At 41.2% G+C, this 21911-nt stretch carries 21 protein-coding genes; 10 read left to right on the forward strand and 11 right to left on the reverse strand.

Translation table 11 applies throughout. The features are described 5' to 3' along the window. Positions 1 to 355: 355 nt before the first annotated feature. Positions 356 to 790 carry an SMI1/KNR4 family protein gene (locus QNI22_RS25365; protein ID WP_314514909.1) on the reverse strand — a complete coding sequence of 145 codons (435 nt, stop codon included), beginning with the start codon at positions 788 to 790 and terminating at the stop codon, positions 356 to 358. Positions 791 to 805: 15 nt separating this feature from the next. Further along, positions 806 to 1828 (reverse strand): hypothetical protein, encoded by a 1023-nt coding sequence (locus QNI22_RS25370; RefSeq protein WP_314514912.1) that lies wholly within the window; start codon positions 1826 to 1828, stop codon positions 806 to 808. Between the two features lie 199 nt (positions 1829 to 2027). On the opposite strand from QNI22_RS25370, the gene QNI22_RS25375 reads away from it, so the two are divergent. Together QNI22_RS25375 and QNI22_RS25380 are read left to right on the forward strand one after the other, a co-directional pair. After that, on the forward strand, positions 2028 to 2423 hold the full coding sequence (locus QNI22_RS25375; protein ID WP_314514915.1) for a VOC family protein: 396 nt from the start codon (positions 2028 to 2030) through the stop codon (positions 2421 to 2423). Further along, complete coding sequence (locus QNI22_RS25380; RefSeq protein WP_313976788.1) at positions 2423 to 2806, forward strand: MmcQ/YjbR family DNA-binding protein; 384 nt, start codon at positions 2423 to 2425, stop codon at positions 2804 to 2806. Before QNI22_RS25375 ends, QNI22_RS25380 begins: the two co-directional genes overlap by 1 nt. Positions 2807 to 2872: 66 nt before the next feature. On the opposite strand, the gene QNI22_RS25385 is transcribed toward QNI22_RS25380, so the two are convergent. The 3 genes from QNI22_RS25385 to QNI22_RS25395 all read right to left on the reverse strand — a co-directional run bounded on the left by QNI22_RS25385 (position 2873) and on the right by QNI22_RS25395 (position 4898). Continuing rightward, positions 2873 to 3541 carry a hypothetical protein gene (locus QNI22_RS25385; protein ID WP_314514916.1) on the reverse strand — a complete coding sequence of 223 codons (669 nt, stop codon included), beginning with the start codon at positions 3539 to 3541 and terminating at the stop codon, positions 2873 to 2875. 67 nt (positions 3542 to 3608) lie between these two features. Further along, positions 3609 to 4205 carry a hypothetical protein gene (locus QNI22_RS25390; protein ID WP_314514918.1) on the reverse strand — a complete coding sequence of 199 codons (597 nt, stop codon included), beginning with the start codon at positions 4203 to 4205 and terminating at the stop codon, positions 3609 to 3611. Between the two features lie 18 nt (positions 4206 to 4223). Next, on the reverse strand, positions 4224 to 4898 hold the full coding sequence (locus QNI22_RS25395) for a hypothetical protein (RefSeq protein ID WP_314514920.1): 675 nt from the start codon (positions 4896 to 4898) through the stop codon (positions 4224 to 4226). A gap of 360 nt (positions 4899 to 5258) precedes the next feature. Here QNI22_RS25395 and QNI22_RS25400 point away from each other — a divergent pair, with 360 nt between their 5' ends. Next, a complete protein-coding gene (locus QNI22_RS25400) occupies positions 5259 to 5675 on the forward strand; it encodes a hypothetical protein (protein ID WP_314001267.1) in 417 nt (138 codons plus the stop codon). Between the two features lie 459 nt (positions 5676 to 6134). Here the strand turns inward: QNI22_RS25400 and QNI22_RS25405 are convergent, their stop codons facing one another. The 4 genes from QNI22_RS25405 to QNI22_RS25420 form a co-directional block, all read right to left on the reverse strand. Beyond that, positions 6135 to 6710, reverse strand: a complete 576-nt coding sequence (locus tag QNI22_RS25405; RefSeq protein ID WP_314514922.1) for a DUF4256 domain-containing protein — start codon at positions 6708 to 6710, stop codon at positions 6135 to 6137. A 190-nt stretch (positions 6711 to 6900) separates the two neighbouring features. Then, on the reverse strand, positions 6901 to 7284 hold the full coding sequence (locus QNI22_RS25410) for a DoxX family protein (protein ID WP_313999682.1): 384 nt from the start codon (positions 7282 to 7284) through the stop codon (positions 6901 to 6903). Further along, complete coding sequence (locus QNI22_RS25415; protein ID WP_314514924.1) at positions 7281 to 7760, reverse strand: SRPBCC family protein; 480 nt, start codon at positions 7758 to 7760, stop codon at positions 7281 to 7283. The genes QNI22_RS25410 and QNI22_RS25415 overlap by 4 nt, the downstream gene beginning before the upstream one ends. Before the next feature lie 6 nt (positions 7761 to 7766). Then, positions 7767 to 8090, reverse strand: a complete 324-nt coding sequence (locus tag QNI22_RS25420; RefSeq protein WP_314514926.1) for an ArsR/SmtB family transcription factor — start codon at positions 8088 to 8090, stop codon at positions 7767 to 7769. 295 nt (positions 8091 to 8385) lie between these two features. Between QNI22_RS25420 and QNI22_RS25425 the strand changes: the two genes are divergently transcribed. After that, positions 8386 to 10767: an ABC transporter permease gene (locus QNI22_RS25425; protein WP_314514928.1), complete on the forward strand. Its 2382-nt coding sequence runs from the start codon at positions 8386 to 8388 to the stop codon at positions 10765 to 10767. A gap of 401 nt (positions 10768 to 11168) precedes the next feature. Here QNI22_RS25425 and QNI22_RS25430 read toward each other — a convergent pair whose 3' ends face one another. Both QNI22_RS25430 and QNI22_RS25435 read right to left on the reverse strand, forming a co-directional pair. Beyond that, positions 11169 to 12629 carry an amidohydrolase gene (locus QNI22_RS25430; RefSeq protein WP_314514930.1) on the reverse strand — a complete coding sequence of 487 codons (1461 nt, stop codon included), beginning with the start codon at positions 12627 to 12629 and terminating at the stop codon, positions 11169 to 11171. Between the two features lie 251 nt (positions 12630 to 12880). Further along, positions 12881 to 13888 carry a LacI family DNA-binding transcriptional regulator gene (locus QNI22_RS25435; protein WP_314514932.1) on the reverse strand — a complete coding sequence of 336 codons (1008 nt, stop codon included), beginning with the start codon at positions 13886 to 13888 and terminating at the stop codon, positions 12881 to 12883. 391 nt (positions 13889 to 14279) lie between these two features. Here QNI22_RS25435 and QNI22_RS25440 point away from each other — a divergent pair, with 391 nt between their 5' ends. The 6 genes from QNI22_RS25440 (at position 14280) to QNI22_RS25465 (ending at position 21906) form a co-directional block, all read left to right on the forward strand. Then, complete coding sequence (locus QNI22_RS25440; RefSeq protein WP_313999692.1) at positions 14280 to 15050, forward strand: SDR family NAD(P)-dependent oxidoreductase; 771 nt, start codon at positions 14280 to 14282, stop codon at positions 15048 to 15050. A 66-nt stretch (positions 15051 to 15116) separates the two neighbouring features. Beyond that, a complete protein-coding gene (gene kduI / locus QNI22_RS25445; RefSeq protein ID WP_314514934.1) occupies positions 15117 to 15947 on the forward strand; it encodes a 5-dehydro-4-deoxy-D-glucuronate isomerase in 831 nt (276 codons plus the stop codon). A gap of 138 nt (positions 15948 to 16085) precedes the next feature. Next, the gene (locus tag QNI22_RS25450; RefSeq protein WP_314514936.1) at positions 16086 to 18419 is read left to right on the forward strand and encodes a glycosyl hydrolase family 28 protein; all 2334 of its coding nucleotides are present in this window, start codon (positions 16086 to 16088) and stop codon (positions 18417 to 18419) included. Between the two features lie 24 nt (positions 18420 to 18443). Next, positions 18444 to 18791 carry a cupin domain-containing protein gene (locus tag QNI22_RS25455; RefSeq protein ID WP_313999698.1) on the forward strand — a complete coding sequence of 116 codons (348 nt, stop codon included), beginning with the start codon at positions 18444 to 18446 and terminating at the stop codon, positions 18789 to 18791. A gap of 71 nt (positions 18792 to 18862) precedes the next feature. Then, positions 18863 to 20782, forward strand: coding sequence for a DUF4350 domain-containing protein (locus QNI22_RS25460; protein ID WP_314514938.1), 1920 nt, complete (start codon positions 18863 to 18865; stop codon positions 20780 to 20782). A gap of 38 nt (positions 20783 to 20820) precedes the next feature. Continuing rightward, positions 20821 to 21906: a pectinesterase family protein gene (locus QNI22_RS25465; RefSeq protein WP_314514940.1), complete on the forward strand. Its 1086-nt coding sequence runs from the start codon at positions 20821 to 20823 to the stop codon at positions 21904 to 21906. Positions 21907 to 21911: the final 5 nt, after the last annotated feature.

The following is a 21911-nucleotide window of genomic DNA, read 5'->3' on the forward strand; positions in this document are numbered from 1 at the left end:
AAAACAACCCCTCTTGCTGTCCTTCTGAAAGAAACTCCCCCATCTGCTTGTCTGGAAAAAAACTCTCCCGTCCTTCTGGAAGAATCTTTTGACAAATAGTGCTATGCTTGAGTTCTGTGAGAGAAAAATGTACTCCAAAGGGAAAGGCCGCCGGTCTTGTCACAAGATTCTTTCAGAAGGACAAAAAAAGGGCGTGAGATCCTAAAGAAAATTCCCCTAAAATCTTCAAAATTGAAAAGGATATATGAGAGGATAAGTTGTCAGTCGTTCTCCTGCATTTATTTCATCTGTTTTATTCGTATATACTGAGATTAATAGTATTGATAACTACCTATATTCTTAGTCAGCTGGATTACTAATAGAAGTGGTCCGGATAAGGCCCCACAATTTCTTCAATAAGAATGTCCACAAACTCGTTCATAGAACTTGCCTTCTTGCTTACAGCCTCATGTAGGGGAATATAATCTGAATCATCAATGCCATAGAATCGTTCATCATCCGGGTCCCAACTATAAACAGATTCATCTTCTCCATCCAGCTTAATAAAGTAAATAATATTTCCATTTTCACCAATAATCAGCCAGCCTTCACGATCCCACCATAAAGTATTATTGGTTTCAATAACCCATTTTGATGAATAACTTAATGGTGGAAAATCTTCAGTATTTTTCAAGTCCATTACTGCCAGAATCCGTAAATCTTCTGGGTAATTGAGTTGAAAGTCTCTATAAAATGTAGGGAGTTTTATTTGTAGATTCTCTTCTATTAATTGGAAATCCTCTTCTTTCATAGAATAAGCTGTATTTTAATAGTAATCGGCATCAATATCTCTCAGATCTACATCCGGATACCCATACTTTTCTATTAATTCATATTTCTTGTATTGCTGCTGATACGGATCTATGGCAACACATAATAAGTTATCGAGATACTTTACATAAGCTCTGTTTTCTTCATTGAGGAAACCTTCGGTCTTATCAATCATGTATCTAACCCATGTAGCGCCGTAACCTTCCAGCCAGCCAGAATTATACTGAAGTGTTCTTTCCAATACCATACGGTATTTGAATAAGTAAGCAAATATGTGTATCAATTTGTTATGGTTCACAGTATCCCTATTAAAGTCTCTATCTCTTTCCAAGCCTATTGGGAGGCTATAGGCTTCTATATCAGTGAGCCATTCACTATAGTCTGCTACTGGTCTTGCTTTGATGAACTCTCCCGCATTAAATGACTGGATGTATTTTGGGTCAATGCCAAATGCCTGGAATAAAGCTTCTAGTTGTTTATAGCGATATAGTCTTGGAGGGTTATCACTGAAGTATTCTATACTCCAATCATATACATCAGGTGAAAGACCTTGCAGGTCGAGATATTGTTTTAAAATGTCCTCCCGACGAAAAGTTGGATAAGGGATTACATCACCCCAAAAAATTCTAGTTAGTTTTTTATCAGTTTCAGACCACTGTACTATTATATTTCGGGATTCATAATGGAAATGGAGTCGACCATAACTTTTTTCAATGGCCTTAGTAGGGCCAAAAGTCTGAATGATATCTTTTGTTGATATAATGCCTAAATTTTCTACTAACTCTTCAGTCAGATAAATCTCTACAATCTTTCCATTTTTGATTTTATATCCTCCTCCTGTCCGGCTTTTCACGTTCTTGGTTATTTTGTCAACCTGCCATTGAGATTCTACAAATTCTATACTGAGCAGGCTCTCATCGTCTCCAAGACTGATACCATTTAACATCAGCTGACTTACTGAAACTTCAGGTTGTGTAATTATTGCCAGATTGTCTAAGATCTCAAACTTGTTGTTCATGAATTTTAAAGGATATGTGTATATACCAGAGGCAGTAAATATACTAACTATTGGATGTACACAAGATACTATATCCCCAGGGTATCAGGTCCAACAAAACAAACTACTCACTTGCAAATCCTACACAAGGCACCTATCTTTGGTTAAAGGCTCAGCACTAGACTAGTAGAAATCACACAACCAGCACTTACCACACAACATGACCACCTACAAACCTGAAAAGTACTCTTCTCTTGCTCCATACCTCATTGTTGATGATGCCCAAAAACTGGTAGATCAGCTTACCACAATCTTTGATGCCACTACTCTAAGACGCTTTGACCGTGAAGACGGCAAGATTGCTCATATAGAACTGCGTCTTGATGATACCGTGCTTATGATCAGCAACAGTACAGACAACTATGCTGCTAACAAAACCATGCTGCATATCTATGTGCCAGATGTATTCAGTACCTTTCAGTTAGCCATAGACAATGGTTGTCAGATCATCGAGAAGCCTGTCAATAAAGAAGGAGATCCGGACACCCGTGGTTCGTTTTATGACATAGCAGGCAACTACTGGGCAGTAAGTACACAAACCCATCCCGCATACTGATGAAAGACCAGCGACAAAAATTTAACTATGCCGATTTTGATCCGGTGAAGGCTGTTGCCTTAACCTTCCCTGACACAGAAGAAGGCATTTCTCATGAAGGTACACCTTCGGTAACGGTTCGCGGAAAACTTATGTGTCGCCTTCATGATAGTGGAGAGTTTATCTCTATTCGGATCGGATTTGAGGAAAGAGACAAATACCTGGACAGCCACCCGGAGATTTTTCACTTACCCGACCATTTTAAGGCTTATCCCTATATTGCAATGTGGCTGCACAACTACAACAAAGCCCTCCTTACTGAGATCCTGGAAATAAGCTGGAAAGGACGTGCCACCAAAAAGCAGTTAAAAGACTATGAAGCAAAGAAAGCTGCTACTCTCTGATAAGGGTTTAGGTTGGTAGAGATGTATACTACTTACCACTTACTGCCATATCTGGAACACTCTGTTTTAACTTCGTGCAGTATAGACCCTGTGGATAAAAGCAAAACTTCCACTATACAAGATAAGCATATTACCTATTGCAGGCCATCTTTGGGTAAAGCATGAGGTAATAGGGATAGCAAGCAGAATGAACGCCAGAACAAAGGCAGAGACAAGGCCAGCTCGGGTTTCGTAAAAAGTTTTCTGTGCACGTATTGGCTCTCTTTCCGGGAAGTAATTAGTATGTGCAGCTATCAGCTTTTTAAATTTCTTCAGAAAATGCGCAAAGTCATCTTTTTCACCCGTCTCTCTGGTTAAGGTAAGGGTCTTACCATTTTTGAACTTTAGTTTGAATAGCTCAAAGTATTGATCATTCTGGTATTTATATTCAGCCAGTTCTTCCCACCTGAACGTCACTATTTTTTCAGAAAAGAACAGGTATTTCTCCATCTGTATTGTCATTTCATGTGAATCCAAAGAAATCTCCGCTTTTCTATGAATCCATGATTTGGTGTACTTCAGAATAGCAAAAACTACTAACGTATAAATGCCAATTGCCACCCATTCATCCAATTTGAACAAAAATCGGAGTAAAGCCAGGACCACAACCACCAAAGGCATAGAAAGGAGGATTGTTAAAAACAACTGGATAAAATAGGTCGCTTTATAAGTAAGTAATAGGGTATATCGCTTCATTTTGTACTGGTACACTTTGTATCACTTAATGTATTTATGGATGCAAAGTGACCTAAGGAAAAGATAACTAGGGATACAGTAACGCATCTTGTCCATTCACAGTAGCATGATCTTTATCTAGTATCTGAATCATAAGTTTATCTGCAAAAACAGCACTTCCCTTACCTTCCAGAAGTAATCTTTTTTTTGTACCATCAATCTCGTAAAACAATTCAATACCTAATGTATCACTTTCTTCTGTGCTAGGATATAGGCATTTGCAATTAAAGTCGATCTGATCAGAAGGATATAACTTCTCCTTTTGAAAGTATTGTTGGTTTCTGGCTAGCAGTTCAAGTTTTTCGAGAGGATAATCTGTTGTATTTTTGACAAATATAGGTAACCATCCCTCTCTACTTTCTATAACAAAGAAGGCAACAACTGGAAGAATAAGCACCAGAGCAAAAAAAGCACCATATCCCAATCGCTTTTTAGGTTGTTTGGTATAAGAGTAATAAATAATAATAAACAGGTCGAGGAAGAATGTGGGTAAACCAAAGTAGAATGTAAAATATATAAAACCTAATCCACTATAGGGTTCAGGCTTATAGGTTATAATTGTGTAAAGATCTACCCCAATAACAAGCAGATTAAAACATATAACAATGGCATGTATTTGTCGCATAATGTAAATCTCCCTTGATTACTTATCCAGAGAGATTACACCACTAATCAATCCATCTTTGACAATAAATAACGCATTGATGATGGGGGCGTTTCCATAAGAGTCGTCCTGCCAGGTATAGTTGTGTATAGCGGCAAATTTAGCTAATGAATCTCTGTCAGCTTGTCTGGAGATAATTGTCATACAGGTACGTCTTGGAATAGACACCAGTAGTTCCTCTGCCTGTAGCAGTTTGTGTGCTTTAAGCATATGGCTCTGACAAAGAATCTTTTCGCTTGAAAAGTCATTGCCAGAGGCTGCCAATGCCTGGTTAGCAAGACTTCCAATAAACTCGAAGGGCGACTCTATCGCTTCCAGGTTTTCGTAGGCGGAAGTCAGTACCTGACCGGGATCTTTACCTTCCAGGTCATTAGGCATTAAAAAAACAAAGTTAGTGGGTGCATCATATCCAAAGGCAACTACCAGTTCGGGCTGTTCCTGTGTGCCTAACAACGTTTGTTTCAGTGCACCTGCCTGTATACCAACCCAGTCGCCCGGCTTCAGGATAGGATAGATTTTGGTAATCTGGCCAGACTTTATTTGCTCAACTTCGTTGTTAACCCTTTTGTCCTGCTCTGCATCTCCTTTTCCGAAGATCCGTTTAAATAATCCCATAGTAATTCGTTTATCTGGTGTGTTTTTATGTGTTGTCACAATGAACTATTCAGTCCTTATAGCCTGAAGTTATTGCTTCACTCTGCTTTTATTAGTAATCTGACTTCAGCAGTAAAAAAGTTGCTTTCAAAAGTAGAGATAACCCTTTCTTAAAGAATTCTCCTTTCGACTGTTTTCTTTCCTATGTAGTATTTGCCGATAATCCACGCATATAAACCTACCACTGGTGAATAAAAGTAACTATAATTAAGTATAATGTACCATTTGAGCGCAGTTCTGATAATCAAAACAACGCTCAAAATCGCATGTATTTAATGCCGATATTTGTAAAGTCAATCAGCAAGTAGTCCGGACACTGACTGGTGACTCTATGTTACACACAAGTAATTATACATTCATATGGCCTTAACATTAACCTTATTGACAACCAAAGCTGACTGCGACAAAGTACTTGACCAACTCAGCGACCTGAAAAGCGATCTGGAATACAAGCAAATCGCGACTACCCGTAACCGTGATAACGCCTCAGACCGGGCAAGCGATATTGAGGCTACCTTAGCCTCAGCAGAAGCTGAAGTAGACTCTTTGACTGCGATCATCGCTGTGCTGCCTGAAGGCACAACTAAAACGGAGATGGAGACACGAAAAGTAAAAGCGGAATACAAGTTGTTTACTGCCCAACAACGTAAGCTGCAATATGGTACCACAGCGGTAGTGTTACGCGAATCGGAACTAGATGAGATTGAGCAACGCCTGTCAGTGATAGATGGCTCTATGTCGGCAATCACCAATCACAAAGCAACACTGGCAGCTTAATACGTAGCTGGTAGTGTTTTGTGGAATATGAAAAGCTGTAGTCTATTGGACTACGGCTTTTTGTTTTAGGTAGCTTTTCTGGAAAGCCAAGAGGTTCACTGCTGCTAAGTAAAACACTCAGAAACACACTTCCTGGAAGGACAGTTCTTCTTCCTGTGCTCCTTCGTTTGCCCTCTCTTCCTTTTTGTCCTCCTGAAAGGATCTTCCCGCCCACGCCAAGCCTGCCACAATTTAGCGTGGGCGTGGCAGGCTGTTGCAAGACCAGCGGCCTTTCCGTTTGGAGAGTAAATTCTCTCACAAACCAAACAAGGCTCTATTTGTCACAAGATTCTTCCAGAAGGACGGGAGGGGGTGTTTTTTCCAGACGAACACCGAAGGGAGAGTTCCTTTCAGAAGGACGAGTGGAGTATGTATTTCTCAAGACGAGACATACCTTCTTACTTATCAACTATGCAACCCTTAGACTCTCAGTGATCCGCGGAAGCCTCTGGCTGCATAATACGACTCTGCTCCATTGTGATATAGGAACACTTTGCCATAACGGTAATCGCAGAAGAGGGCTCCACCAAGTTCACGAATATCATCAGGAGTTTTTACCCAGCTGGATGTTTTTGCATCAAACTTTCCAAATTTGTGCAGTTCCCGGTACTCTTGTTCAGTTAACATTTCGATACCCATCGATTCGGCCACATCCATAGCACTATCTGCTGGTTTGTGTTCTTTTCTGGATTCCAGTGCTTCCCGGTCATAGCAGATACTTCTGCGGCCTTTAGGCGTTTCAGGGGAGCAATCATAAAAAATGTACTCACCTGTGTTTTTATCATATCCTACCACATCCGGTTCTCCACCTGTCAGTTCCATTTTGTCAAGTGACCACAGTTTATCCGGATTGGCCTCCAGCTTTTCCTGCACCTTAGCCCATTCAAGACCTTTATGGCGGTCCATGTTTTTCTCGAAACGGGTTTTCAGTGTTTTAAGGAGTTGTTCAGCTTCTTCTGCCAACAACTCTTTTTGAGCACTCTGTACATTGTTCATATCTTATTTGTTAAAGTAGGTGTATTGAGTGTCTAACTAACTTGCTTTCCTAAAATGAATCTTTGACAGGTTCTACACTTGTCAATTCACTCAAAGATCACAGACATATCTATTTGTTAAAAGATCCTTTTAAAGGAGAGGAGGGTGCATTTCTTCTAATGAATAGAAATGTTTTTCAATCATTTTACCTTTATTGGCTAATGGCAATGACTTTTCTGTTGGCAGGTCTGAAGTACCACGATACCACAGTCAGTACCAGCAGAAGGAGTGAAGGAAGTATTTCGTTCACAGGATTACCTGATGCGATATGTGAAAATACGGCTCCCGACATAGCGAAGAAAAATCCTGCATAGGCCCATTCCTTTATCACAGGAAAAGCGGGAACAAACAAGGCAATGACTCCCAGAATTTTCCAAATGCCCAGTAATGTCAGAAAATAGACCGGATAACCCAGGCCTGTGATAACATCTACATCTTTCTGCACTTTCAATAACTGCACTATACCGGTTGATAACATTCCCAATGCCAGCCAGATAGTAGCAATCCAATAGATAATTTTATCTCTCTTTGTCATGAGTGTACTGTTTTTAATTTGCTTACAATGTCCTGTAATCGGTTATGTGCCATATTGATTCCTTGTGCAAAAGGCATCCGCAGCATCTGATTTCTCAGTTCGACGGATTTATATATTACATGCATAGTCAGTTTGCTGGTGTTGCTGGTGAGCTTTTCAAACTCCAGAAACTCCAGCTGTACGGGAAATGGTGTATTTTCCATTTCAAATGTCCGGGTGATCTTCTCATTAGGTACAAATTCATGAATTACTCCATTTGTCTTTAGTACCACGTTTCCCTGAGGGTCAGATGTTTCGAATTGCCAACTACCATGCTTTTTGCTCTCCAGCTTCAGCACTTTCGTTCCCATCCACTGTTCCACAATTTCAGGCTCTATATAGGCTTTAAAGAGGAGTTCTACTGGAAGTTCAAATTCCCGTGTAATTACCAGTTCCTGTTTGCCTTCTTCGGCATTAACCTTTGTTTTTCGTTCCATAGTTGTTTAATCTTTAGGTTTGTAGTTTTTCATTAGGTCTTCCAATTTGTTAAATCGGTCATCCCACATGTTTCGGAAGGGTTCGATAAAGTCAGCGATCTCTTTCATCTTTTGTGGGTTTAAGTGATAGTAAATCTCTCTGCCGTTTTGCTGCTGTTTCAGCAACTCGCACTCTGTAAGTATTTGCAAGTGCTTGGAAACCGTAGGTCGCGCTGTATCAAAGTTTGAGGCTATTGCCCCCGCTGTCATGGCTTGCGTTGCAACCAACAGAAGAATGGCTCTTCGTGTCGGATCTGCTATGGCCTGGAATACATCTCGTCTTAAATTCATTGTGTAGCTATTTGACTACAAATATATATGTAGTCATTTGACTACACAAGTGTTTTTTGATTTTTTTAGTATTAGAGAAAAACACCTTGTGAAATGAGAGAATAAGGGGGCCTTTTATACCAGTTTTCTATTCATTTTCGAACAACACCCTGTCCACTTTCGCACGAATTATGAGTATCAATGCCTCAATAAAGCTTACAGACATCGATTTTAGTATTGGTACAAGTATTGAGGTCAGATTTGGTATAATGAGAGTGTCCTGTTAGTCTGAAATACATACCTAAACTTCCTTCCTATGTTAAAAAGCTATTTCAAAAGTACACTACGCAATATTGCTAAAAGTAAATTGCATTCATTAATCAATATCACAGGCTTGTCTGTAGGAATGGCGGTAGCCCTGTTGATCACTTTATGGATCTGGGATGAACTATCCTTTGATACCTATCACGAAAAGTATGATCGTATTGCACAGGTGATAGAAAATAGCGCTCATAACAATGAAGTCCACACCTCAAAGGTAATTCCATGGCCACTGGAGGCAGCATTGCGTAAAGACTACCCGAACGACTTTAAATATATTGTTATGTCTTCGTTCACAGATCAGCATGTTTTATCTGCATCTGGTAAAAATGTGTTATTCAGTGGCAATTTCATAGGGGAAGATGCCCCTGAGATGTTATCGCTGAAGATGGAGAAGGGACAAAGAAACGCGTTGCAGGATGCTTCTTCTATACTTATCTCTTCATCAGTTGCCAAAGCATTATTTGGAGATACGGAGCCTGTTAACCAACTGATACAGATGGATAATAAAGCCATTTTCAAAGTGGCTGGGGTATATGAAGACCTGCCAGTAAATACAACTTTTCACAAAGTGGCATTTATGGCGCCCTGGAAATTTTTTGCAGGCAATAAAGATTGGATTGGAAGAGATCCCAACGACTGGAATGACAACTCACTCTTTCTGTATGTACAGCTTTCTGATAACGCAGATAGGCAGAAAGTATCCGAAAAGATCAAAAACACAAAACAACAGAATGGCCCGCCAGATGCAAAGCAGCAATCAGCTTTGTTTCTGCATCCAATGGGCCAATGGCATTTGTATTCCAAGTTTGAAAATGGCGTTAACGTTGGTGGAGGTATAGAATATGTGTGGTTATTTGGTATTATAGGCGTATTTGTATTGCTACTGGCTTGCATCAACTTTATGAACCTAAGCACTGCTCGTAGCGAAAAAAGAGCCAAAGAAGTAGGGGTTCGCAAAGCCATTGGTTCGTTACGTTCACAATTGGTAACGCTGTTTTTCTTTGAATCTGTTTGTATGGCTTTCACTGCATTGGTATTTGCTTTGTTCGTCGTCTTTATCAGTCTTCCTGCCTTCAATGTACTGGCATCAAAGAAGATTGCTATTCCCTGGGACAATCCGATACTATGGGTATGGGTTATTGGCTTTACCTTGGTAACAGGAGGTCTTTCAGGGATTTATCCCGCATTGTATTTATCCTCTTTTAAACCTGTCAAAGCCTTAAAAGGGACATTTAAGGCGGGTAAGCTGGCAACTACTCCCCGAAAAGTACTGGTGACAGTACAGTTTGCTATATCTGTGTTATTGATTATCTGTACAATTGTTGTTTTTAAACAGATACAATTTGCAAAAGACAGATCTGTTGGGTATTCACGCAATGGCTTGATCAATATAGAAGCTTCAACCGGAGATTTACATTCTCACTTTGAAGCTATTAAGGATGAATTGTTGCAGAATGGTGCAATTGTCTCCATGGCAGAATCTTCAAGTCCTACCTATGGCATCAACAATAACCGGGATGATGTGGAGTGGAAAGAGAAAGATCCTTCTCAGAAATATACATTTGGTAGTATACGCACTACTGCCGAGTATGGTAAAACCATAGGCTGGAAAGTGGCACAGGGACGTGACTTTAACCTGCAAATGCCTACCGATTCAGATGCAGTAATCATAAATGAAGCAGCCTTAAAATATATGAACCTTGAAGATCCGATTGGGCATATTCTGCAGTTCAGAAAACGATCCAATACTATAATCGGAGTAGTAAAAGATATGGTAATGAGTTCTCCTTATGAACCTGCCAAACCAACTTTGTATTATCTGGGAGGACGTGGTTTTGACAACGTGATCATACGAATCAACCCTGCAGCAAGCACACATGAGTCCATTGCAAAGATTGAAAAACTATGCAAAGCCTATGCACCTGCTGTTCCTTTCAGTTTTAGTTTTGTGGATCAGGAGTATCAGAAAAAATTTAGTACCGAAGAACAGATAGGCAATCTGGCAACCGTCTTTGCTATACTGGCCATCTTTATTTCGTGTATTGGCTTGTTCGGTATGACCTCATTTATGGCTGAACAAAGAATAAAAGAGATTGGTGTTCGGAAAGTACTGGGTGCTTCTGTGTTGGATGTATGGGCATTGTTGAGCAAAGAGTTTGTAGTGCTTGTATGTCTCTCATTCTTTATTGCCATGCCCGGTGCCTATTATTTTATGGATACCTGGCTGCAGCATTATACTTACAAAACGGAATTAGCCTGGTGGATCTTTGCAGCTACAGGAATCGGAACTCTACTGATTTCATTAATCACGGTGAGTTTCCAGAGCATCAAGGCTGCGCTAGCTAATCCTGTAAAGAGCCTCCGAACCGAATAGTTCGTAGTTGTAGCTGAAATGCTATTCTGAACTTTGAGGAAAAGAAGTTACAAAGAGAGTAATGATGCCTTCAATCGTGGATGGTAGTATAGGTGTGTAGGCAATCTTTTCTCCGCGAGGTTGGCCTTTGGCCTGCGGGGGGAAGGATCGGAGAAAAGTACCCTTTTTTGCAGCTGGCACACATTCTGGCCCAACAAATTCTCATTTGTTGTCCTTTTTTGGACAAGCAAAAAAGGAAGAAGCTACAAGAAGAGTGATGAAAAAGAATCTGAAAAAATAAAGAAAGAGAGATCTTTCAAAAATAAATCAGTGCCTATTCTTGTTAGAAGGATAAGCACTGATTTTGTAAAACAAACTTACATTGAGATGAGGCATGTCTAATTCTTTACTTATATATCTGCTTAATCCCGATAATTCAAAGCAGGCTTGCGATTTCCTACCAGTGGAGTATACTGGAAATTACTTCCTCTGGCTTTTGCAAATTCGTCTTTTGCCTTTTGTAACAGAGCAGGCGTTGTGAACAGATCAATAGCCGTAAGAGCCATTGTTTTAGCTGCTACGATCATCCCCTTAGCTCCAATATCTGTACCACCACAAGCCACCGCCTGCCAGCTGTGCGCAGGAGTGCCCGGCACCCAGGTAGCCGTTGACAGACCGATGGTAGGCACTGTCCAGCTTACATCCGCCACATCTGTAGAGCCACCCATGCCTTCTTTGTCTTCTGTAAGAGGCTCAACTTTAGCTGCCTGGTCTACAGGAGGAACAGTATAGGTAAATGAGGTTTGCAGCTTTTTGGCAAATTCAACCTCTTTTGCTGTATAGGCAACACCACCCACAGTGTTCAGATTTTTATACATTACATCAGCCAGCACATTGTTACTCAGCATTTCATATACACCGCCGGTAATTTCGTACTCCACTTTGGTTTCTGTTCCCATGGCGGCTCCATTGGCAGCTTTTACAACTCTTTCAAAAACCTCACGCACTACCTCTCTGTTTGGATGGCGTACATAGTAATATACCTCTGCAAAGTCAGGTACTACGTTAGGGGCTTTGCCTCCACTGGTAATAACATAGTGGATACGCGTAGCAGACGGAATATGTTCCCGCATCATATTGACCATATTATCCATTGCTTCTACTCCATCCAATGCCGAACGACCTCTTTCCGGAGAAGCCGCTGCATGGGCCGAAAGGCCTGTAAAACGGAATTTGGCAGAGATGTTTGAGAGAGACGAACCCATAGAAACTGCATTGGCAGCTCCAGGATGCCAGTGAATCACCGCATCCACATCATTAAAGAGACCTGCCCGCACCATATACACTTTACCAGACCCACCTTCTTCGGCAGGTGTACCAAAAACTTTAATCGTCCCTGTAAATTTCTTTTGTTCAATGAGTTGTTTTAACTCAATGCTTGTTGCTACAGAGGCTGTTCCAAATAAATGATGTCCACATCCGTGACCAGCATTCTTACCTGCAATAGGTTTCTTCTCAGGCACAGAATCCTGAGCCAGTCCGGGTAGTGCATCAAATTCGGCCAGAATGCCGATGACAGGCTTGCCACTTCCATAGGTAGCCACAAAGGCTGTAGGGATTTCAGCTACACCTGCTTCTACTTTAAATCCATTATCTGCAAGGGTCTTCTGTAATAATGCAGAGCTTTCTTTTTCTTTATAGCCTACTTCTGCATACCCCCAAATTTGTAAAGCTATTTTCTTATACGCATCATGCTTTGCCTGTATATCCTGAATAGCCTGGCTCTTTAGTTTGCTGTTGGTCCCGGAAGACTTCTGTGCATGAGTTAGCTGACAGGTAACTAACCATACATAAAATGGAAAAATGAGAGAGTAAAAACGCATGGGAATTGTGTGGTTTGAAAAACATACTAGATTTCACCACACAAGATACGCAATGAACAACGCCTCAGCAAATAATATTCCGGTATAAAGGCAAAATACCGATTTTAATAGTATTTCATCTTGTTTTTATAGGATATATATTTGGAAAAACCAAGACTGACGTTGAGCGGATATATACAATCAAATAGGCCAGTTGCTGAACTTTATAGTATAGCTACAATCTTATTTCATTTCATACTACACATCAAACTTCAGGAAGAATTACGTATTTCTAGTGTAGTAGCTAGCTTTACCTTCTGGAATGGAAGGTTCTTCTTTTTCTCTTCAATCAGATCAAACAGAAGTTCGGCGGCTGTCTGACCGATTTCAAAGGCAGGCTGTACTACCGTTGTCAATGGAGGATCTATCAAATGGGCAATTTTTACATTGGTAAAACCAACAAAGGAAAGCTCTTCCGGTATTTTTACCTTCTTGTCTTTTAAAATAGTCAGGCAACTGAGAGCCAGACGATCACTGGTAGTAAAGAATGCATCCGGGGCAGGGCTTAACGCCAGCAAACGGTCCACATTTTCCAGCAGTTCCTCGTTTGCAAATCCACAGTGACGGATCAAAGAATCTTCCAGTGGAATATTATATTTTTTAAGGGCAGCTTTATAACCAGCCATTCGTTCCTGGGTAATCGAAAGCCATTCCAGACTAGTCAGTAAAGCAATTCGTTTTCTTCCAGATAGAATCAGGTGTTCGGTTGCCTTAAAGGCTCCATCAAAATTATCGGCGATCACTGTATGTGTATCAATCTGTTCAGAGAAACGATCAAAGAATACAATAGGCATTCCATTGTTATGTGGTTCCTGCAAATGAGACATGTCAGTTGTATAGCCTGACAGAGATATCAGTATGCCATCAACCTTACGGGCTACCATGTGTTGCACATTAACCACTTCCCGCTCATACGATTCCTGACTCTGAAAAATCATCACATGATATCCTCTGTTATAGGCAATTGCCTCAATACCATTAATGGCTTGTGAGAAGAAATTGTTGGCAATTTCGGGTACAATCACACCAATCGCCCGGCTACGGTTTTCCTTTAAACTAAGTGCAATAGGATTTGGTTTGTAGTTCAGTTTCTCTGCATATTCCAATACCAGCCGCTTGGTTTCGGTATTAATTTCATGACTCCCTCTCAGTGCTCTGGACACTGTAGAGGTTGAAAGATTTAAGGCTTTGGCAATATCTTTTATGGTAACTGTCTGCACCTGAATAAATAATTTAAAGGCTATAGGGTGTTAATAGGGTGTTCTGTTTATTATCTCTGTTGGCAGGTATTCCCAAAGGGATAAAATTACTGTTAAAGGTAGGGTAAACTTTAATAAGTACAAATCTTTATTTATATCTGATAACAGTTCCGACGGGTTTAAGTCTATCCCATCAACGCTATTAGCGCATATCTTACTGAAATTTATTCTGCCGTCGGAGATTTGCAATCGTTATCGGGAACGTTTGCGTAAAAAAATAAAATTAATTGTTTGTTTATTTATATCTCCTCTTTTACCATTGATAGACCGAAAGTTTTTTCGCCATCACTACCAATGATCTGCGCTATCAAAAAAATTCAACTTACATATTTATTTCACAGAGTAACCATTTATGTCTAACAACTCTCTTTTTGATCTTACAGGTAAAATTGCACTGGTAACCGGATGTGATAAGGGAATTGGAAAAGGAATAGCAATTGCGTTAGCAGAGTCAGGAGCTGATATTATTGGAGTATCTCGTTCCATACCACTGACAGATAGTTCCATTGAGCAGGAAGTGCGTACACTCGGGAGAAATTTTAAGGCCTATCAGGCTGATTTCTCTGTTCGCGGTTCCGTTTATCAGTTTATCAATCAGGTAAAGGCAGACTTTCCCCAAATAGATATTTTGTTTAATAATGCAGGTACTATCATGCGTCAGCCAGCGGCAGAACACTCCGATGAATATTGGGACAGAGTACTGGACATCAATCTGGATGCTCAGTTTATCCTGGCTCGAGAACTAGGCAAGGATATGGTAGCCCGTGGAAGTGGGAAGATTGTCTTTACGGCCTCTCTGCTTAGTTTTCAGGGAGGAATCAATGTACCTGGATATGCAGCAAGCAAAGGGGCTATTGCTAGTCTGACGAAAGCCTTGTCAAATGAATGGGCCAGTAAGGGTGTAAATGTAAATGCGATAGCGCCTGGGTATATTGCTACCGATAATACAGAGGCTTTACGCAATGACCCTGTACGCAGCAAATCCATTCTGGATCGCATTCCGGCTGCTCGCTGGGGAGAGATTGAGGACTTTAAAGGACCAGCGGTTTTTATGGCATCCAAAGCTTCAGATTATGTACATGGCACTATCCTTACAGTAGATGGTGGCTGGATGGGAAGATAACAGAGACCAATACTCATTTTTAACAAATCATACAATCTTACCTTACAAAGGCTTTCCTGAACTCGTATGGAAATAAGACATCAAAATAGTCCCAAAGAAGTAGCTACATTCAATACCCAACAGTTGCGTGACACCTTTCTGATTGAAAAGCTGTTTGAAGCAGATCAGATCAGTTTTGTATACTCTCACTATGACAGAGTAATTGTAGGTGGATCAGCTCCTGTAAACCAAACCATCTCATTACCCAATCCGGAGGGCTTAAAAGCCAACTTCTTTCTGGAAAGAAGAGAGATAGGCATTATCAATGTAGGAGGCAAAGGGCAAATTATTGTAGACGGGACTTCGTATGATGTCAACAAAATGGATTGTGTATATGCAGGCAAAGGTGTCAAATCTATAGAATTCAAGAGTCTAGAGGCAGGAGATCCTGCAAAGTTTTTCTGGTTGTCTTCTCCGGCACATCAAACCTATCCAACAAAATTATTAACTAAAGAACAAGCTAACCCCACCAACATGGGGGCGGCAGAAACAGCGAATCAACGTACTATTTACAAATACATTCACCTGGATGGCATTCAAAGCTGTCAGCTGGTGATGGGGCTTACGGTACTTTATTCGGGTAGTGTATGGAATACCATGCCACCACATACACACGACCGTCGTATGGAAGTGTACTGTTACTTTGATATACCCGAAAATCAGCGTGTTTTACACCTGATGGGAGATCCCGCTGAAACACGTCATATCTGGACTGCCAACCATCAGGCACTGATATCTCCACCCTGGTCTATTCACTCCGGCTGTGGTACGGCAAGCTACTCATTTATCTGGGGTATGGCAGGAGAAAATCAGGTATTTACAGACATGGATGGAGTACAGGTTTCTGACCTGAGATAAAAATTGTAAGACATAGAATAATCAGAGTGATTCTATAAAGAAACTTTTAACAAGTCCTATATAAATAGGGGTATCAAGTTCACGCAATCAGGGCAGGCATATTGCCTGTTCCTGATTTTCAACTGTCGTTATCTTCTTATGAAAAAATATCTGATTTATACATCAGCCCTCCTGCTGCTTACAGCCTTCTCATTTCTGGACTCCAAACCGAGGATATTTCTGATTGGAGACTCTACCATGGCCAATAAAGCCCCTTCAGATGCTCCTGAAACAGGTTGGGGAATGGTATTTTCTGAGTTCTTTACAACTGATGTAGAAATACAGAATCATGCAGTAAATGGACGTAGTACCAAAAGCTTCCGGACGTTAGGGCATTGGGACAAAGTACACAATCAGTTACAGAAGGGAGACTGGGTATTGATTCAGTTTGGACACAATGACCAGAAAGTAAGTGACACCTCCCGCTATGCTGCACCTCAGACTGACTATAAGCAAAACCTGATTCGATATATCAAAGAAACACGGGCAAAAGGAGCTTCACCTATACTACTTACTCCCGTTATGCGCCGTAAGTTTGACGAGAACGGAAACTTTGTAGATCAGCATGGTGACTATCCGGCAGTGGTAAAAGCGGTTGCCAAAGAGCTGAATGTCCCTTTAATTGATCTGCATGAAGCCAGTCGTAAGGTAATAGTAAATCATGGAGTAGAGGGGTCAAAGCAGTTATTTATGCATCTGGAAGGAAAAGTTTATCCTAAATTTCCGGAGAAGAAGATTGATGACACCCATTTTTCAAAATATGGCGCTTCTGTAATGGCTTCTCTGGTCGCAGATGCGATTAAGACACAAAATATTCCACTGGCTTCTTACCTGGAAAAGTTCTCACCTGAGAAATATACGTATGAGTTACCAGCAGTACAGGAACCTGCATTTCGGAAAGATACTTTCTCTATTGTCACCTATGGAGCCAAAGCAGATGGTATCACACTAAACACGAAGGCTATTGCAGAGGCAATAGATGCCTGCAACAAAGCTGGTGGTGGAACAGTACTGATTCCACAAGGCTTATGGGTTACAGGGCCTGTCGTATTAAAAAGCAATATCAACCTGCATCTTGTCAAAGGTGCTATCCTACAGTTTTCCTCAGATTTTAATCAATATCCACTGGTACAAACCAACTGGGAAGGCTTACCTGCAGTACGTTGTCAGCAACCAATTTCTGGTACAGATCTGGAGAATATAGCCATTACAGGTACAGGTATCATTGATGGAGCCGGAGATGCCTGGCGACCTGTAAAGAAAAGCAAACTGACAGCCGGACAATGGCAAAAACTGACAACTTCAGGCGGGGTATTATCGGATAATAAAGAAACCTGGTATCCCTCTGAGAAGGCTTATAAAGGATCATTGACACCCAAAGCAGGAGTACTGGAGCCTGGTAAAGAAAAAGATGTCACATCCATCAAAGATTTTCTACGTCCCAATCTGCTGGTACTGACCAATTGCAAACGTGTATTATTAGAGAGTATTACCTTTCAGAACTCTCCGGCGTGGTGTCTGCATCCACTTCTGTGTGAGCATATTACCTTGCGCAATCTCTATGTAAAAAATCCGTGGTATGCGCAGAATGGGGATGGTGTAGATCTGGAATCCTGCAGGAATGGAGTAATTGAAGACTGTACGTTTGATGTAGGGGATGATGGTATCTGTATTAAATCCGGTCGTGATGAAGAAGGTCGCAAACGTGGCGTTCCTACAGAAAACATTAGTATACGTAACTCTACTGTCTATCATGCACATGGTGGCTTTGTGATTGGCAGTGAGATGTCCGGAGGAGCCAGAAACCTGTTTGTATCCAATTGTACTTTCATGGGTACCGATGTCGGACTACGCTTTAAAACTACCCGTGGACGAGGAGGCATTGTAGAAAAGATCTATGTGAAAGACATTCAAATGACCAACATTGCTGGAGAGGCTATCTTGTTTGATATGTATTACAGCGCCAAAGATCCTGTTCCTCAGCCGGGAGACAAGAACGAATTGCCTGTAATAGAATCCAAACCTGTCAATGAAGGTACACCACAATTCAGAGACTTCTATGTACATCATGTCATTTGTCAGGGTGCCGAAACAGCCATTATGGTACGGGGATTGCCTGAAATGAATGTAAAAGATATTCTGATCGAAAATGCAATGATTCAGAGTAAAAAGGGATTGGTGTGTATTGAGGGCAGTCATATTCAGCTAAAGAATATTGTACTGCTTCCAGAAGAGAAAACAGTTATGCAGATTCAGAATAGCCAGCAGGTAGTGCTGGATAATATCCGTTACCCAGAAAATACAGACCTTCTGGTGAAGGTTACAGGTGATCGCTCCAAAAACATCCGATTGCTGAATACGGATGGAACCAAAGCCAAAAAGGAAATCGAACTCGGCGAAAAAGTATCCGCCAAAGTAATTCAGAAAAAATAAAAGACAGACTTTACACAATCAGATATGTCAGACGCTATTCAGACAAACGTATTTATTAAGGATCAGGACATTGCCTGGGAAGTTGTAGGGCAAGGAGTTAAACGTAAGGTGATGGCCTACAATCAGGATCTTATGATGGTCAAAGTTGCTTTTGAAACAGGAGGCGTGGGTGCATTGCATCATCACTACCATACCCAGATAAGTTATGTAGAAAGTGGTGCCTTCGAAATTACCATTGCTGATGAAAAGCAGGTCCTGAAGAAAGGAGATGTCTATTTTATTCCCCCGGATGTAATACATGGTGCACTCTGTCTGGAAGAGGGTGTACTGGTAGATGTATTTAATCCGCTACGGGAAGACTTTATAAAATAAGTTTAGACAACCTCTAACATAAGCCACTCTTGTTTGTAAAAACAAAGTACAAACCCATAAATGACCTTCTCATGAAAAAACAACTTCTGATATGCTATTGCATGCTGGGATTTTTTGTATCTGCAATGGCACAGACACCCACCTGGTCAGAACGAATGACAACCAGCATAATGGATGCCAATAAAGATTCGATTTCCTATCCCGGAGGAAGAGCTAACTGGAACTATGAAGAAGGTTTATTTCTGAAAGCTGTGGAAAGAGTGTGGTTCCGTACAGGAGATGCCGCCTACTATCGCTATATCAAGAAAATAATTGATGGGTTTGTGATGGAGGATGGTAGCATCCGAACCTATAAAATGGATGAGTATAACAGTGATCATATCACTCCGGGACGATCTCTACTGATGTTGTATCAGCAAACTGGTCAGGAAAAATACAAACTTGCTGCTCAGGTACTTCGTCAGCAGCTAAAAAACCAGCCACGAACCAAAGAAGGGGGATTCTGGCATAAAAAACGGTATCCTTACCAGATGTGGCTGGATGGCTTGTATATGGCTGAGCCTTTCTATGCAGAATATAGCATTTTATTTGATGAGCCTGACAATTTCAATGACATCATCAATCAGTTTGTATGGATGGAACAAAATGCCCGCGATGAGAAAACAGGTTTGCTGTATCATGGATGGGATGAAAGTCGGGAACAGAAATGGGCAGATCCTGCAACCGGAAAGTCTCCTAACTTCTGGAGCCGTGCCATGGGCTGGTATGCTATGGCATTAGTAGATGTACTGGACTATATCCCTGCCAATCATCCACGCCGTAAAGAACTAATCCCTATTCTGGATCGCCTTATGACTGCTGTTATCAAATACCAGGACCCTAAAGAAGGGGCATGGTATCAGGTAACAGATAAACTTACAGGCAAAGGAAACTACATGGAAGCTTCTGGCTCTTGTATGTTTGTCTATGCTCTGGCTAAAGGTGTTCGGATGGGCTATTTGAAAGATTCGTTTATGGTTAATGCCCGCAAAGGATATGAAGGCATTCTGAAGAATTTCATTTCTACAGATGACAAAGGCATGATTCACCTGGAGAAGACTGTATCTGTAAGTGGACTAGGTGGAGATCCATATCGTGATGGAAGCTACGAATACTACCTCAGCGAACGCATACGCAAAGATGATCTGAAAGGTGTTGGCCCTTTTATCATGGCAAGTATCGAGATGGAAATTGCACCAGATCTGTCTGTAGGCAAAGGCAAAACAGTAGCATTGGATTATTATTTCAATAACGAATACCGCAAAACAAAAGAAGGTAAAACAGAACGTTTCCACTATACCTGGGATGATCCCAAAGATTCTGGTTATTCGCTATGGGGTAACATATTCCAGGAGTACGGCAGCCAGACCGTTGCTATACCAGACGCACCTTCTGCTGCTAATCTTAAAAATGTAGATGTCTATATTATTGTAGACCCTGATACACCCAAAGAAACCGCCAATCCCAACTACATTCAGCCTTCGCATGTAAATACGATCAGCGCCTGGGTAAAGAATGGTGGTACGCTTGTACTTCTGGCCAATGATACGGCGAATGTAGAATGGAAACACTTTAATACATTAACCAAAGCTTTCGGGATCGAGTTTACAGGCAAAAGCCGCAACATGGTCAAAAACGATGTGTTTGAGCAAGGTAAATTTGATATCCCAGCCAACCATCCCATCTTCAAAGATCCTAAAAAAATCTTTGTCAAAGAACTTCTGACTTTGTCTGTAAAAGCTCCTGCTAAATCTATCTTGTCAGAAGGAGGAGATGTAGTGATGGCAGTTGCCAATGTGGGAAAAGGGAAAGTCTTCGTATTGGGAGATCCCTGGATCTACAATGAATACCTGAATGGCAAACGCCTCCCTATGGAATATGAAAACTTTAAGGCGGCTAAAAATTTATCTGCCTGGCTGTTGTCTGGCAATAGTTCTATAGCTAAAAAATAAGCAGTGCCCTCTGCACATCGTCAAAACAAGATCGACTCATGAAAGGATTTTTATGCATGGTATTGCTTTTATGTGGGATAATGGGTAGTGCTAGTGGACAACGGATAGTGGTTGCTCAGGATGGCTCCGGTAAATTTCGAAATATCCAGGACGCCATCAACAGTCTGGATACACTTTCTCAAACAGAACGCGTAGTTTTTATAAAGAATGGTGTCTATAATGAGAAGCTGTTTATTACCCGATCCTATGTGCGTTTACAGGGGGAGAGCGAGAAAGGGGTGATTATCCAAACGTCATTACCTAGAGATGTCTGGCGTTGCGCCAACCCGGATGACTGGGGTGCAGCCACTGTAAATGTAAAAGGGCATGATCTGACTTTTGAGAACCTTACCATACTGAATACATACGGTTTTACAGCAACCAAAGATACTGTTGTAAACTGTGTAGGTGAATCCGGGCAAAATAGTGGTACTAAAAAAGCCTATGCATTACCTCGTGAAGCGAACGAACCGGAAGGTTCAAAGATAGTTCGTAAAAATGGTCATCAGTTTTCCATGCGGTCATTTCCGGGAGCTATCCGCCTTGTCTTCAAAAACTGCACCTTACGGGCAGGTGGTGGAGATACAGTGAGTCCCTGGGATGTAGAAGCAGGAATGTACTATTTTCAGAATTGTACCATGGAAGGCGATGTTGACTTTTATTGTCCCCGTGGCTGGGCGTATGCTGAGGAGTGTCGATTTATTTGTCATAATCTGAATGCCGCTATCTGGCATGATGGTTCCAGCAATGCCTCCTGCAAAACAGTACTGAAAGATTGTGTCTTTGAAGGTGATCCCGGATTTAAACTCGGACGATTTCACAGAGAAGCACAATTTTATCTGATCAACTGCCAGTTTGCAGAAACAATGGCTGATGCAGACATTTATTGGGTAACCTCCGCACCCAAGCCGTTACAGTGGGGTAAGCGGGTCTACTATTATAACTGTCACCGCAAAGGAGGAGACTTTATCTGGCATGCAGACAATCTGCAAACCGCCTCTGTTTCTCTCAAACAGATTACCCCGGAGTGGACCTTCGATGGAAAATGGAATCCTCTAAAAAATAAATCCAGGCAAAAGAACTAAAAACC

The sequence above is a fragment of the Xanthocytophaga agilis genome, from assembly GCF_030068605.1.
GTDB classification, from domain to species: Bacteria; Bacteroidota; Bacteroidia; order Cytophagales; family 172606-1; genus Xanthocytophaga; species Xanthocytophaga agilis.

Coding starts and splice junctions, on each gene's coding strand:
- QNI22_RS25365 (WP_314514909.1), bottom strand. CDS start 790: ATGAAAGAAGAGGATTTCCAATTAATAGAAGAGAATCTACAAATAAAA.
- QNI22_RS25370 (WP_314514912.1), bottom strand. CDS start 1,828: ATGAACAACAAGTTTGAGATCTTAGACAATCTGGCAATAATTACACAA.
- QNI22_RS25375 (WP_314514915.1), top strand. CDS start 2,028: ATGACCACCTACAAACCTGAAAAGTACTCTTCTCTTGCTCCATACCTC.
- QNI22_RS25380 (WP_313976788.1), top strand. CDS start 2,423: ATGAAAGACCAGCGACAAAAATTTAACTATGCCGATTTTGATCCGGTG.
- QNI22_RS25385 (WP_314514916.1), bottom strand. CDS start 3,541: ATGAAGCGATATACCCTATTACTTACTTATAAAGCGACCTATTTTATC.
- QNI22_RS25390 (WP_314514918.1), bottom strand. CDS start 4,205: ATGCGACAAATACATGCCATTGTTATATGTTTTAATCTGCTTGTTATT.
- QNI22_RS25400 (WP_314001267.1), top strand. CDS start 5,259: ATGGCCTTAACATTAACCTTATTGACAACCAAAGCTGACTGCGACAAA.
- QNI22_RS25405 (WP_314514922.1), bottom strand. CDS start 6,710: ATGAACAATGTACAGAGTGCTCAAAAAGAGTTGTTGGCAGAAGAAGCT.
- QNI22_RS25410 (WP_313999682.1), bottom strand. CDS start 7,284: ATGACAAAGAGAGATAAAATTATCTATTGGATTGCTACTATCTGGCTG.
- QNI22_RS25415 (WP_314514924.1), bottom strand. CDS start 7,760: ATGGAACGAAAAACAAAGGTTAATGCCGAAGAAGGCAAACAGGAACTG.
- QNI22_RS25420 (WP_314514926.1), bottom strand. CDS start 8,090: ATGAATTTAAGACGAGATGTATTCCAGGCCATAGCAGATCCGACACGA.
- QNI22_RS25425 (WP_314514928.1), top strand. CDS start 8,386: ATGTTAAAAAGCTATTTCAAAAGTACACTACGCAATATTGCTAAAAGT.
- QNI22_RS25430 (WP_314514930.1), bottom strand. CDS start 12,629: ATGCGTTTTTACTCTCTCATTTTTCCATTTTATGTATGGTTAGTTACC.
- QNI22_RS25440 (WP_313999692.1), top strand. CDS start 14,280: ATGTCTAACAACTCTCTTTTTGATCTTACAGGTAAAATTGCACTGGTA.
- kduI (WP_314514934.1), top strand. CDS start 15,117: ATGGAAATAAGACATCAAAATAGTCCCAAAGAAGTAGCTACATTCAAT.
- QNI22_RS25450 (WP_314514936.1), top strand. CDS start 16,086: ATGAAAAAATATCTGATTTATACATCAGCCCTCCTGCTGCTTACAGCC.
- QNI22_RS25455 (WP_313999698.1), top strand. CDS start 18,444: ATGTCAGACGCTATTCAGACAAACGTATTTATTAAGGATCAGGACATT.
- QNI22_RS25460 (WP_314514938.1), top strand. CDS start 18,863: ATGAAAAAACAACTTCTGATATGCTATTGCATGCTGGGATTTTTTGTA.
- QNI22_RS25465 (WP_314514940.1), top strand. CDS start 20,821: ATGAAAGGATTTTTATGCATGGTATTGCTTTTATGTGGGATAATGGGT.